This window comes from Brakhagea baltica, assembly GCF_052161605.1.
Taxonomy (GTDB): domain Bacteria; phylum Planctomycetota; class Planctomycetia; order Pirellulales; family Pirellulaceae; genus JBKCUI01.
Genome location: NZ_CP197409.1, coordinates 4,050,338 through 4,063,171, shown reverse-complemented (window position 1 = coordinate 4,063,171; position 12,834 = coordinate 4,050,338). Strand labels below are relative to the sequence as shown.

Sequence of the window (12,834 nt, the reverse complement as noted above, 5' to 3'; positions counted from 1 at the left end):
TTAAGCAAAATTGTAGATAGGTAAAGGAATTGGGTTTTTCCAAGGATCAAGTATCCACGGCCCCGGTTCACTAGTCTCGTTTTCTTCATTAAGTTCTGGCGGCAATCCATTAGCATCTATATACTCCTGTGCACATGAGCCACAATATTGCGGATCAACAACTGCATGCAGGACTATGGTCGTCGGCTGTCCCACTCTTCTCCAGGGGCCCTCAACGATTGGCGGGCCTGTATCTAGTTCCTGCTTATACTCTTGACATTTCTTTCTTCTAGTTACAACGCACTCTTCTCCGTCAAAACTTGGACCACTGGTTTGGACAGAGCAAACTTTTGCAGTTCGATAAAAGATAGCTAGTCCCGTTGGATCTGTATCCCTCATACCAAAATAACTGTGATACAGATTTTGTCCGTCGACATACCCGATCGGATCCCTCCCCATGAACCTCCCCACTAGCGGGCTCATCCATCGGGCTCGGAAGTGATGAAGGCCTAAGGTCTCGTCCCATTCTCTACCGGTATAGGTGTATCGATTGCCAACTGCAGAATTCGTAAGCACAGATCCGCTTGAGTTAAGAATCGTAGGTTGTCCATACGCCGTGTAAGCGTAGCGCTCGGCGACCGCGCCGGTCGACGTGGTCATAGCGGTGATGGAGTACTGTTGGTTGCGATGGTAGTAATGGATCGTGCCACCAGTTCCTGCTGCCTTGCGGACGACAGGTTCGTCGATGTAGCTTGCGTAGACGTATCGGTACAGCGGTGAGCTTGGTGCATCGCCGTATCCGTAGTCTGCAATCGTTTGCTGATCCTGCTGCACGAAGACGAACGAGCCACTGCTCCCCAGCCGTGCTACTCGCCTGCCTAGTGCGTCATACTGGAACTCAACGTCTACGCTACTGTTGTTGCCGAGGTCGGCTGCTTTGAGCTTATTGTCAAAATCCCATTGCAAGCCAAGCGGTGAGTTTTGAGGTGTAAGGTTGGCAGGCAGGACGGTGATGTTGCCTTTGACATCAGTGGTGATGTTTTGGCCTGCGGCGGTAAGAAGCTCGTGCGTGGGACCGTGGGTGCGGTTTTGTGCCGTGCCGTTGGTAGTGATGCTATTCCAGTCGCCGACTGGAGTTAGGTTCCAAGTTTGGGTGAAGGTTCCGCTGGCGCGAGAATAGCCTGTGAGACGATCTTCGTCGTCGTAGCTCGTGCCTGCTGAAGTGAACCCGTAGCCGCTCATTGTTCCGCCAATGGTCTCGGAAGTTTTGTTCTTGTTCGCGTCCCAAGTATAACTCAGGTTGCCGATGGAAGTACCGGTTCCTCCGTAAGAAATTCCCGTTAAAAGATTATCGGTGGAGTAGGTTCTGGTTTCTGTGACCCCGTTTCCGAGGGTTTCTCCGGTGAGCCTGCGACCGTCGTCATAGGTTCTGGTGCTGATGGTGGAACCGTCCAGTTTCAACAGGTGCAAGGCTCCAGTGTCGTGGTAGGTTCGCTCGGAGATCGAGCTGTCGGGATAGGTGACTTTGGTGAGTTCGCCTCGCGAATTGTATTCGCTCGTGGTGGTGTAGGTTCGGCTGGCGATGGCGAGGGATTCGGTGGCTTTCCTGCCGATCGGGTCATAGGTGTAGGTCACAGTATTGGAGTTAGGTGTAGCTGGTGGTCTGGGATTCGGCGTCGGTGAGGGAGGCCAGTTGGCCTAGCGCGGTGTAAGTAAAGATTGTGGCGGCACTGATGCGGTCGGTGGTGGATTTGCGTCTTCCGCGAGCATCGTAAGCGATGAAGGTGTTTTTGTTCTTGGCATCGATTTGTTTGATGGCGTTGCCCGCTTTGTCATATTCAGTCTTGGTGACTGCGCTGGCGGTGTCGGTTCGCTCGGTGTTGCGTCCCAGGGCATCGTAAACCATGTCGGCTCCGACATTATTGGGGTCCCGGATGGACAGTTGGTTTCCGGCAGGGTCGTAGGTCATGGTGGTGACTTTGCCCAGTTGATCGATGCTGCGTAGGGTGCGACCTGCACCGTCGGTCCAGGTCGAGGTGGTTTTACCTAGGGAGTCGACGCTAGTGGTGACCAGGACGGTTCCGAAGCCGCTCAGGCTGGTGGTGGCGTCGTGGACGGTGCAAGACCAGGTGGCCAGGGTATTGAGGGCGGTGGAGCCTGAGCCTCGGTAATTGTTGAGTTTGTCACTCATGACGGTGCGGCCAGCCGCATCGGCGATGGAGAAGCTGATTTCGTCTTCGGAGTTGATGACGACGGTAACGCGACCGGGAGCGGTGGCGCTAAAGGTGATGCCTGCTCCGCCGTTGGCGGTGGTTTGGGCTAGTTTGGCGATGGCGCTGGAGAGGGAGACGCTAAAGGTGCCAGTGCCTCCGGTGCCCAGTTTGGGAACGGTGACTCCGCCTGAGCTATCGAGCCCGACGCCGTCGGCATTCATTCTCCCTTGGAGGGAGAGTCGAGCGTAGCTCGGAGAGGGTGAAAGGTACTGAGTCGCATTAAGGCTCCAACTGGTCAGCGATCATAAAGCCCCCTCCCCTCGTGATCGTTCCTCCACTCGACCCTCCCGAATTCTTCGGGAGGGTGAAGTACGAAAGAGATTTACCATACCGTGTAAGATACTTGGGGACACAACATTTTTTTGACCGTCGAATTGTAGCGGCTGTTGTGAAATGAGAAAAAGCGGTCGATGCTCAAACGGGACCACTTCGTTCAGAAACAAGCCCACATGCGAAGCTTGAATCCCGAGCGATAGCCAAAATGCAGCCTTTGAGAACAGACCGACTCCCCGCTCTTGTCGGAACGCCAAAAGAAAATCGCGGACGTGCGGGCTATAGCTACTTCATCCGGTGCAAAGATTTCCACGCGAGAAATGCGAGCTATTAGAACCTCCGATGAGATCACGAATAAGCCGGAAATAAACCGATCACACCGCGAGAGATGAGAGTGACGCAAGAGTTGTGTGGAAAATCGTTGATCATTAATCCTCTTGCGTTTCTCTTATCTCTGGCGGTGTGGAAATCTTTATCGCGGGCAGAATAGGGACGCAGCAAAGCGCTAGGATAAACCGGGGGGCGTGGTCGGCATCGAAACGGTGTGTGTCCCCAAAATGTTGCTGTTGTGGCTACACCCATGACGTTACCGCCATCAGCGTACAACTCGAAGCCAAAGTGATTGGCTAAATCTTCTTTGTAGGACTCTTTCATTCCTAACTCCAATCCGGCTTATCCCGGCGCTTTCTATGTCCCTCGGGTCGGGACCTACCAGCAATCAATGGGACAAGCCTATCTTCTAACTTTGGTCTCACTTCAGATACAGTTTGCGTTCTTTAAGTGACAACGCTTCAATCTGCTCGGGATCGTGATCTCTTCGCCAGTCCGCGTCATTAAGCCTCTCTTTGTTGAACAGTTTTTCGTAGGGAGAGACATCTAAGCTTATGCCGAAAAAGAAACCTTCGAATTCAATCGTCCGATCTGGATCGCGATTTGGCGACGTCAAATCGCGAGTCGAAACAAAGAATGGGATCTTATGCTTGCCGTCAATCTCTCGCCACTTAGCTGAAGACTCAAATACAACCTTATAGTCCTTCAAATCCTTTAGATTCTTAATAGTTTCCTTCGGGTGTGACCGGCTCATCGTTGCTTAGTCGGTAGTGAGTCGCGATTTGCTAGCACAAGATATTGTGGCATCATTTCCGGCGACAACCAATTGGTTTCGTTTTCAGTATTGAGAGAGATAATAAGGGTAACGGCGAGCTTTTTCGTCGGTTCTCAATCACGGAGTCAAATCATGAACGAATCGTTGGATTTCCAGAATGTAGATTGTATTGTCGCACAGCTTAAAGAGCTGGCTAACACAGCTTTTCGTACGGGGCAAGCGATCGACCAAACGGAGCTTGATTTACACAAGCGACTAATGGCTCTCGGACATGCATTGATTGGAACAATCATCGAGCAAGCAGGCCAGGGAGATGTTGGACCTACCATCGAGAAGAAAGGGCGAGTCTATAATCGAATGCCCAAACGGACTCGGAGGTATCGCTCCATCTTTGGCGATTTCAGAATCGAACGCTACGTCTATGGAACAACACCCGATCAAGCGATCCAAGCCATTCCTTTGGACGAGCATTTAGGGCTCCCGCAGAATGATTATTCCTTGGTCTTCGAGTCGTGGGTCGGAACTCATGCGACCGAATCTTCCTTCCATAAAGCGGTTGGGTTACTGGAACGAATCACGTCACTCCACGTCCCAGTCGACAGCGCCGAACGGATCGGAAGCCGATTGGGAAAATCAGCGGCCTTGGTACTCGATAATCCGCCATCGATCGATCGAGCTACCGAGGCAGAACTCTTGGTCCAAACCAGTGACAACAAAGGCATCCCGATGGTACGCAAGCAAACGGAAAAAACACCTGTGGGTGCTTCTGTCGAACGCATGGGCCCCAAGCCGGGGCAGAAACAAATGGCGTGCATGGCCGGAGTGTATACCGTAGATCGCGATGTTCGAACGGCTACAGAAATCATTGATGCTTTATTCCATGAGCCTGAGTCAGGCGAGACAAGTAGATCAGAAGCTAAGCCGAAGAATCCTCGGTACTTTGGGGCGTTGACCAAGCATGATTCTAACGGAAACGTGATCGGTAAGTCCGCTGAAGAGCAAGCTCAGCAATGGCTAACTGCCAATACGCTCCGACGCCACCGAGAGGGTCAAGAGATTTTGGTTATGCACGACGGGCAACCATCACTTTGGAACTTAGCGCATGAGTACCAGGAGGGATGGAACACGATTGAAATACTGGACCTGATGCATGTACTTCCGCGAATCTGGGCAGCCGCGAAGATCATCCAACCAGATTCGCAAAGCTCGTATGTTCGCGAACAGCTGCTGCTACTGCTTAAGGGAACCGAAGGTCTAATGATCATAGGAATCAAGACTGCGATGAGACGCAAGGGCATAAAAAAAGCACAACGCGAAGAGCTTGGCAAGATCGTGAAGTATTTGGAAAACAACCGCTCACGAATCAAGTACGGTGAGTATTTGGCAAAAGGCTATCCGATATGCACTGGGTATATTGAAGGAGCCTGTCGGCATGTGCCCAAGGATCGAATGGAAAAGAGTGGGATGAGATGGAAGGAAAAAGGAGCCCAGACCATGCTGAACCTTCGCTGCATCGAAGCGAGTGAGCTTTGGGATGTCTTAGCCACAACGCACCGAACGGTAAACCTCTCGATCTACGGTAAGAAACGAGTGAACTATAGCGATCAGTTCTTGGCAATGGCGTCGTAACTAACAGAACAACCGGTCACACCCGTTTCCTTCTGCTCCATGTAAACTTCCGGTACTATGTTCGGTGCCAAGAACTTTGACGTCAGGATTCGCCACGAATCATCTTCCGCGAAGGTAAATTGCATAGCGATTACCCCCTTGCTGAGCATAACGAACTGCTCGGATTGCTCAATGTCACGAATAACAGAGAGAAACTTCTCTATTGTGTCTTGCTGAAAGGTTTGGCGTCGGAGTTCGGCGTCGCCATGAAGTAAAAATGCAAAGGGATTGCAATATCTAATTGGTGCGTGGTCTCCCGAATCACGAGTAGCCGACATGATGCCACTCATTTCAGCAGTCTCGCGATCCCGCAAGACAGAGTACTTTTCGTCCTCCGACAACTGCAGAAAGAGATTTTCTTCCCGATACGAGCCTAATGTCGATACCTCGTACTTTACAAAATCATTCCTTAGTCTTTTGTTATTGATATGAACGTGGCGTCCAATCAGTCGTATCGATTCAAATCGCCCCCTTTTGGGACTATCAGTTGTGCACACAATATCGAAGTGAAGCACATGCGGCAAATCGAACACAACACTTTCGACAGCATATTCCTTTAGCCGCGAAATCGCGTCTTGTGAGTGAGCTAAGGTAGTGTTGATACCTATCCAGCAAATCCATCCGCCAACTATCCAATTTGAAACAGTTATTAGCCTTCTCACAGTCCGCCTCCTGGCCCACCTGCTCCTGGACCTCCGTTGCCTGGCTGGCCAAAGCAATTAGTGCCAGTTTTTACAACATTCAAGAGCACAAGCTCCCCACACTTTTCCTCTACACATGTGAAGAATTGATCAAGAAACTCCTGCTTGCAATAGCAGATAAACCGTTCTTCGCAAACTTGTTTTTGCCATCCTCCTGGTGCCGTAGACAACTTGGTTGTTTTACCCAGCTCACCAGGTCCAGCGGGTTTATATTTAAAGGCCTGGCGGTTATTTGCAACTGTCTTCATCCCAAAAGACCGCCATGTGTAATCTTGCGAAAACCAACATTGACGATCTCCGCTAATAAGTGGATTGTATTCACAGGTAACTCCCGGCACGAAGCACGGGGAACTAGGGCGATTAGGACACGTCTCTCTTTCTTCCTCCATTCCCAACACGCAATCCATCGCTCCAGTATTCACGATTCCCTCACAAATATTAACGGCTATCGGAGGTGTTAGCTCGTCCGCGTTACTCACTCCATTCCTTATGAACACCGCTATCAAAACGAAAAGAACTACAAATCTCATGACATACCTCAAATTTTAGAGATTACAAAACACATCAACAGAAACACTTCTGTCTTCGCCAATCTGAATTCTCAACGTATCTGGATTGCCGGAAAACAAGTCTACAGGTATTTTAAAATCGACCAAAACAGAAGAACCGTTAACTTCCCTTACAGTGTAGGTTGATTCCTCTAACTGCTTATCTACTGCGTCTGCTTCAGTGTAGAAGAAGGCTAATTCGTCTTTCGCAATTTCTGCAATTCTTGAACGTAACAATAGCTTACCAAACCAAAACTCGTCACCTGATTCGGATGACCTTTTACGTAGCATTACGCTTTTTGGGCTAACATCATAGGGCTGCGATTCATATCTCAGCGTCGACGTGTATGTGTAGGAGTTTTCGTTCCAGGTGTATGGTATATGAACTTGCTTGATTGACGCTTGGAGTTCTTTTGCGGTCGAATCAAAGGAAAAATTCAGACAGGATTTCGCCTCATCGACAACCATCCGAATACCTTTTGTTTCATTTCCCAGCCTGATTCCCGAGTAGTCTACTGAGACGAGCGAATTGGCCGTCAAATTAACGCGAAGCGAGCCATTTTCAATATCTTTTGGCTCAATCACGTACTTAGAAAGCTTGACTGGAGGTTCTACCCGCCCACGCACGCTGAAGGTACCTACATCCACTCGTAGTGATCTGTCACCCACACCCGTTATGGAAATACTTTGCGCAAAATTATTAGCCGTTGGCAAGAGAACTAATGTTGCCACAATTTGTTCGCCATCTCCGAGCGATTTGCCATCAATACTACGAGTATTCAGGCATCCGCATGTCGGTGCTGCAAGCAGATGATCAAAGGACTTTCCTGTTTCGTTTTTGAGAATTACATCCGTGCTAGCTGTTATTCCTTCAACGAGCCCCCTGAGTTCGATAATGTTCTCCTGGGTCCCCTTTGCGAATACAATTACCGGCAGATCATCCGCAACAGCATTCCTTCCGGGCAAGAAGAAGCAGTTGTAAAGCAGGACGACGGAAAAGCAAACTGCAAGAAGTTGCTTGTGTGACGATTGAATAGCCATGCGTGAAACCTTTTAGCTACCGGGTTCGAACTGAGCTTGGAATTGTAAGGGTGGGGGGGGGGGGGAGTGTCAAGAAAAAATTCTACATTTTCGGAAAATCGTTCTTCTGTCGAGAACGGGTGACTCTGTCAAAATCAAAGGGGTCAGGGCCAATACTGTTCGTCGCGGGGCTTGCTTGTACATTTTTCATTTAATTGCATCAGAATTGGCACGACATTTGCGCCAGACAGTGTGATTTAGCGGGTAGTCCGCCAAATTGACACGTTGCCAATCTTACCATGCCAAAGCCGCACCCAAGACAATCCAAAAAAAGCCAAGCCCTCAGAAGGTGAGTATCTGTATTGGCAAAGGTAAAGGTAGAACAATTGTCCCCAATTGATCCCCTCGACAGCGTAGAACAATTGTCCCCAATTGTTCGTGAATCTCGTTTGAAATGATCGTTGGTGGGCCAAAACAATTGAGGACAATTGTTCCACATTTCGTTCCGTTCTTTGAGAATTCTCTTGTTGCCCCGGTAACTCGCGACCGTTACACTCGGATGGACTGCCAAGCGTTTTTTATTTCCATCCAACCCGCAACATAGCCTTCTACCTTGGTGCTTGGTAGCTCGACTGGGAGGCAAGAAGCGGAATCGACCTCGGAGCAATTTATGTCCCGATTCACTCGACGCGACGTGTTGGGAGCTGGACTATCCGGAGCAGCTGCCTTGACTTTGCCATCATTCTTAGCCCATTCCGGTCGGAATGCTTATGCCGCATTACTAGACGATGCACCGGAAGATCCCTTCTTGGATTGGTTCGGGATCGATGAGTCCGTTATCGCCAAAGTTATGGCGGAACTGATGTCGGGCGGTGCCGACTTTGCCGACGTTTATTTCCAACACACCCGATCGAATAGCGTTCGCATGGAGGATGGACTGATCAGCTCTGCCTCCACCAACATCGATCAAGGTGTCGGATTGCGAGTGGTGATCGGTGATCAAGTCGGTTATGCCTTTACAGAAGATCTAACGCTCGAGTCGATGCTGGGGGCTGCCAGAACCGCCGCTGCCATCGCTAAGGGAAGCAATACGCAGCAAGCGCCTCAGAGATTCTCCTTGAACCCTGTGCCATCGTTTTACAAAGCCGATGTTCCGTGGGATCAAGTCGGCATCGATGCCAAGCTGCCTCTACTGTTCCGAGCCGAATCGCTGACTCGCGAGGTTGATCCGGCGGTCAAGAAGATAGGAGTAAGCTGGTCCGACTCCGACGAACGAGTATTGATTGCCGATAGTACGGGCCGAGTCGTACGCGATCGACGACCGATGAGCCGACTCGGGGTGATGGTAACTGCCGAGAAAGATGGAAAGTTACAAGCTCACAGCAGCAATCTAGCTGGTCGACGCGAGCTAAGTTGGTACTCCGAGGATAAGCTTCGTCAAGTTTCCAAGGAAGCAGTCGATCGTACAATGCTTCTCTTTGAAGCGCGAAGACCTCCTGCTGGAGAGCTCCCAGTCGTCTTGGCAGCGGGCGCATCGGGTATTCTGCTTCACGAAGCCATCGGGCACGGCATGGAAGCGGACTTCAACCGAAAGGGGACCAGTATCTACTCTACGATGCTTGGTAAAGAAGTTGCACCGAAGTTCGTCAATATTATCGACGATGGTACGCAACCTTTCGAACGAGGTGCACTCAATGTTGACGACGAAGGGAACGTCACCGAAAAGACTTATATGGTCAAAGATGGCGTTCTCGCCAGCTATCTGCACGACAAGATCAGCGCTAAGCACTATGGTGTTAATCCGACTGGTTCGGGGCGTCGTGAGAGCTTTAGGCACGTTGTCATGCCTCGTATGCGTTCGACCTATATGGAGTCAGGACCGCACACTCCCGAAGAAATCGTTCAAAGTGTCAAACGAGGCATCGTGGCGGAAACGTTTACCAACGGCCAAGTTCAAATCGGGGCTGGCGACTTTACGTTCTACATCAAGAACGGCTGGTTGATTGAGGATGGCAAGATTACTGCACCGATCAAGGATGTGAACATCATCGGTAACGGTCCCGAAGCCTTGCGAAACGTCACCATGGTGGCGAACGATTACAAGCTCGACACGGGTGGATGGACTTGCGGCAAGGATGGGCAATCCGTGCCCGTTAGCCAAGGCATGCCCACAGTACTCGTTTCCAAGATGACGGTAGGAGGAGTCCATGGATAATTCCCTTTTAAACAGTGCGGCCGAAGCGGTCGATTTGGCGAAGCGGCTCGGTGCGAATGACGCTTGGGCCAACATTGCGAGAAACAACGGTGTAAGCTTTGAGATGCGTAACGGCGTGTTAGAACGAGTCGAGGAAAGCACCAGCCAGGGGCTTGCCGTTCAGCTCTGGGTAGACGGTCGTTACTCGGCTCACTCAACGAACGATCTGCGGCCAGCATCGCTGGAGAGCTTCGTGAAGGAAGCGGTAGCGATCACTCGCTCGCTTCAAAAAGATCCCTTTCGCGTGATTCCCGATGCGAGCCTCTTCGCGAATCGCCCGGAGATCGACCTCGACTTGGTGGATGACAGCGTTTCATCTGTGACTCGTGAGGAGCGTATGGATTTGCTCAAGGCGATGAACGAGCGGATTCACGGGCAGGACAAGGTGCTGTCGGCGACCTCGAGTGTTTCGACTTCGCACGGGCATTCCGCAGCGGCTAGTAGCAACGGTTTTCGTGGCAGCTACGAATCCACCAGCATGTGGATGGGAGCTGGGGTCGTGCTGGATGAAGAGGGTGGCAAGCGGCCGGAGGAAGGATTCTATGGTGGGGGTCGACATCGATCGGAGTTGCCAGATCCGGCCAAGACGGCGGACATGGCATTGGAGTTAGCTCGCAACCGATTGGGAAGCACCAAGGGACCCACTAGAAAGACCACCATGGTCCTGCATCCGCGAGCTGCAGGTTCGATCGTAGGTCGGTTGCTTGGCCCGCTGACTGGTGGTTCCTTGCAACAAGGACGATCCTTCTGGGCGAATTTGGTGGACAAAGAAGTCGTCTCGCCGCTGCTGACGATTGTCGACAACCCGTTGCTCGTGAGAGGTTTGAGCTCTAGACCCTTTGATGGCGAAGGCATTTCGGCAAAGGAGCTTCCGATCATCGAAAAGGGTGTTCTCCGGAACTATTACATCGATACGTATTACGGCAAGAAGCTCGGGTTGGCACCGACGACAGGTAGCCCATCCAACCGCGTGCTCGGTTTAGGAGAGGAGGATTTGGATGGTCTCATCTCAGACTTGCCGGAGGGGATCCTCATCACGAGTTGGCTCGGCGGAAATTCCGACGGGGCTACTGGGGATTTTTCTCTGGGAGTGCGTGGGCATTTGATCGAAGACGGACAAATCGGTGCCCCGGTGAGCGAGATGAACGTTACCGGCAATTTGCTGACGCTTTTCCAAGCCTTGGTCGCCGTCGGCAACGACCCATGGAAATACAGTCCACTCAAAGCACCGACGTTGGTGTTTGAGGATGTGAATTTCTCGGGGGTATAGTCATCGTAGCCCTTTGGGACCCAGTTCAACCGGTAGGGCACAATCGATAAAGCGTGGTCAGAGCGAAAAAAATTCCTGTGTCTCGAATTTTCTCGGGCGCATTCGCTCCGACCACCGGTACGCTGAGTTTAGCACTCTTTGCGATGCAAAACCGGCACGATAGCGGCACGCAACCCTGCCCCGGCTAGATTCTCCCAAGGCGTTTGAGAAGCTCGAAAAACGACTCCGACGCGGCTCGCGTATCGTATTCGTCGTCGATTCTAGAAATAAGTCCATCTCGGAACTGAAAGTGCAGGTTCACCCAGAATGAGGGCATAGGATGGGATTCAAAAAAGACCTGATCTTCGTATCGCGCCACAACTCGGTTATCCGCCTCTAGGTAAGTCGGCTGTAGTGAACCGACAGTCCGAGTGAAAAGCGAAAAGAATATATTGAGGAATTCCTGGGCACCAGCCGTCCCCCGCCAGAGCCCAGCAAAAGCCACCTGTTCTGTATCTCCAGGGCAATAAAGTTCGAAATCGTCCGTGAACATACCTTCGCAGTGAAGTAGCGCATCCCGCCCGAAATGATCGTACGCGTGCACGAATTGTACTGCTAATTCCCGGTTACTCTGAAGTAAATGCCCTGGTTCAACAATCCTGCGCGAAGTCGAAAGGGATTCTGACAAGTCCCTGATGGTATCAAATCGAAGCGGACCTCCAGATTCGGCCTTCCGGATGACCCGTTCCGAGTATCCTGCCCGGTTTGCAAGGTCGATTTGTGTGAGGCCAATCTGTTTACGCAAGTCCGCCAAACGCTTTCCGTTCACCCGTAAACCGTCCTTACCCATAATAAAATCCTAATCAAATGTGCGTTTGATGCGAAAAAAGTCGGATAGACAAACAGGCCCAACCCATACGCGTAACCGTTGTGGGGGAAACAAGATTCTCCATGAAAATCTCCGTCTATGATTTTCTTGCTTCCGCCTTAGTGTCGAATCCGTGGCGGATTCCATTCTATTCGATTGGCAGTTTATGCTCCCTATGACTTCTGTTTCGATTACAATTTTAAGGGGAAATGGAGTGTCTCTGCCGTCGCCACTTGACCGAACCTGTTCGACTTATGCTTGCTCGCGATATTGCCACATCGCAAACTCTCATCTTTGGGCTCTCTCAACATCGCGACGAGTCCTGGGAACGCTTCGTTTTCCTTTACAGCCCTCTCATCCACTCTTGGTGTCGTCGTCTTGGGCTCCGTCAAGAAGATTCTGATGACCTATGCCAGGAGGTCTTGATACGCATCAATTCTTCGATCGATCGTTTCGATCCTACGGTCGAGGGAGCGACGTTTCGCGGTTGGCTTTGGACTTTGGTGCGAAACCTTGTTTACGATCATTTTCGTCGAGCAGACCAAACTCCCGACGGACGTGGAGGAACCACAGGCATCCAGCTAATGGTTGCGGTTCCAGAACATCCACCACCCCATTCCGCCCATGACGAAGAAGAGTTCTTCCTGCGTTTAATGGCCGAGCTTCGACATGAGTTCAAATCCTCGACTTGGATTGCTTTCTGGAGGATCGCTGTCCAGGGAGACTCGGCTACCGACATTGCTGACGATTTAGAAATTTCGGTCTGGGCGGTCTACAAAGCCCGTACCCGTGTGCTCGCTCGGCTCAAGGAGGAGCTCGTTTCTCCACAAAAATACCGCGAACTTTGGTCTAAACAAAGTTTCGACGCGTCCTAGTGTCCAATTGGATTCGTTGTT

12 protein-coding genes are annotated in these 12,834 nt (G+C 51.1%); 4 read left to right on the top strand and 8 right to left on the bottom strand.

What is annotated here, in order from left to right; genetic code table 11:
- From SH449x_RS15560 to SH449x_RS15545, 4 genes are all read right to left on the bottom strand, one after another.
- Complete coding sequence (locus SH449x_RS15560; RefSeq protein WP_482376992.1) at positions 1-1,614, bottom strand: RHS repeat-associated core domain-containing protein; 1,614 nt, start codon at positions 1,612-1,614, stop codon at positions 1-3.
- Positions 1,615-1,624: 10 nt separating this feature from the next.
- Positions 1,625-2,413, bottom strand: coding sequence for a hypothetical protein (locus SH449x_RS15555; RefSeq protein ID WP_482376991.1), 789 nt, complete (start codon positions 2,411-2,413; stop codon positions 1,625-1,627).
- 460 nt (positions 2,414-2,873) lie between these two features.
- Entirely contained in the window at positions 2,874-3,179 is a 306-nt protein-coding gene (locus SH449x_RS15550; RefSeq protein ID WP_482376990.1) for a hypothetical protein, read from the bottom strand.
- A gap of 97 nt (positions 3,180-3,276) precedes the next feature.
- The gene (locus SH449x_RS15545; protein ID WP_482376989.1) at positions 3,277-3,609 is read right to left on the bottom strand and encodes a hypothetical protein; all 333 of its coding nucleotides are present in this window, start codon (positions 3,607-3,609) and stop codon (positions 3,277-3,279) included.
- 153 nt (positions 3,610-3,762) lie between these two features.
- Between SH449x_RS15545 and SH449x_RS15540 the strand changes: the two genes are divergently transcribed.
- Positions 3,763-5,259 (top strand): ISKra4 family transposase, encoded by a 1,497-nt coding sequence (locus SH449x_RS15540; RefSeq protein ID WP_482376812.1) that lies wholly within the window; start codon positions 3,763-3,765, stop codon positions 5,257-5,259.
- Here SH449x_RS15540 and SH449x_RS15535 read toward each other — a convergent pair.
- From SH449x_RS15535 to SH449x_RS15525, 3 genes are read right to left on the bottom strand one after another with little or no spacing between them, the layout of a single operon-like run.
- A complete protein-coding gene (locus SH449x_RS15535; RefSeq protein ID WP_482376988.1) occupies positions 5,235-5,960 on the bottom strand; it encodes a hypothetical protein in 726 nt (241 codons plus the stop codon). The genes SH449x_RS15540 and SH449x_RS15535 overlap by 25 nt on opposite strands.
- On the bottom strand, positions 5,957-6,529 hold the full coding sequence (locus SH449x_RS15530) for a hypothetical protein (protein ID WP_482376987.1): 573 nt from the start codon (positions 6,527-6,529) through the stop codon (positions 5,957-5,959). The genes SH449x_RS15535 and SH449x_RS15530 overlap by 4 nt, the downstream gene beginning before the upstream one ends.
- Before the next feature lie 15 nt (positions 6,530-6,544).
- The gene (locus SH449x_RS15525) at positions 6,545-7,588 is read right to left on the bottom strand and encodes a hypothetical protein (protein ID WP_482376986.1); all 1,044 of its coding nucleotides are present in this window, start codon (positions 7,586-7,588) and stop codon (positions 6,545-6,547) included.
- Positions 7,589-8,237: 649 nt separating this feature from the next.
- Between SH449x_RS15525 and SH449x_RS15520 the strand changes: the two genes are divergently transcribed.
- Positions 8,238-9,782, top strand: a complete 1,545-nt coding sequence (locus SH449x_RS15520) for a TldD/PmbA family protein (RefSeq protein ID WP_482376985.1) — start codon at positions 8,238-8,240, stop codon at positions 9,780-9,782.
- A complete protein-coding gene (locus tag SH449x_RS15515; RefSeq protein WP_482376984.1) occupies positions 9,775-11,091 on the top strand; it encodes a TldD/PmbA family protein in 1,317 nt (438 codons plus the stop codon). The genes SH449x_RS15520 and SH449x_RS15515 overlap by 8 nt, the downstream gene beginning before the upstream one ends.
- Before the next feature lie 184 nt (positions 11,092-11,275).
- On the opposite strand, the gene SH449x_RS15510 is transcribed toward SH449x_RS15515, so the two are convergent.
- Positions 11,276-11,920: a helix-turn-helix domain-containing protein gene (locus SH449x_RS15510; RefSeq protein WP_482376983.1), complete on the bottom strand. Its 645-nt coding sequence runs from the start codon at positions 11,918-11,920 to the stop codon at positions 11,276-11,278.
- Positions 11,921-12,147: 227 nt separating this feature from the next.
- Here SH449x_RS15510 and SH449x_RS15505 point away from each other — a divergent pair, with 227 nt between their 5' ends.
- Complete coding sequence (locus SH449x_RS15505; RefSeq protein WP_482376982.1) at positions 12,148-12,813, top strand: sigma-70 family RNA polymerase sigma factor; 666 nt, start codon at positions 12,148-12,150, stop codon at positions 12,811-12,813.
- The last annotated feature ends 21 nt before the right edge of the window (positions 12,814-12,834 follow it).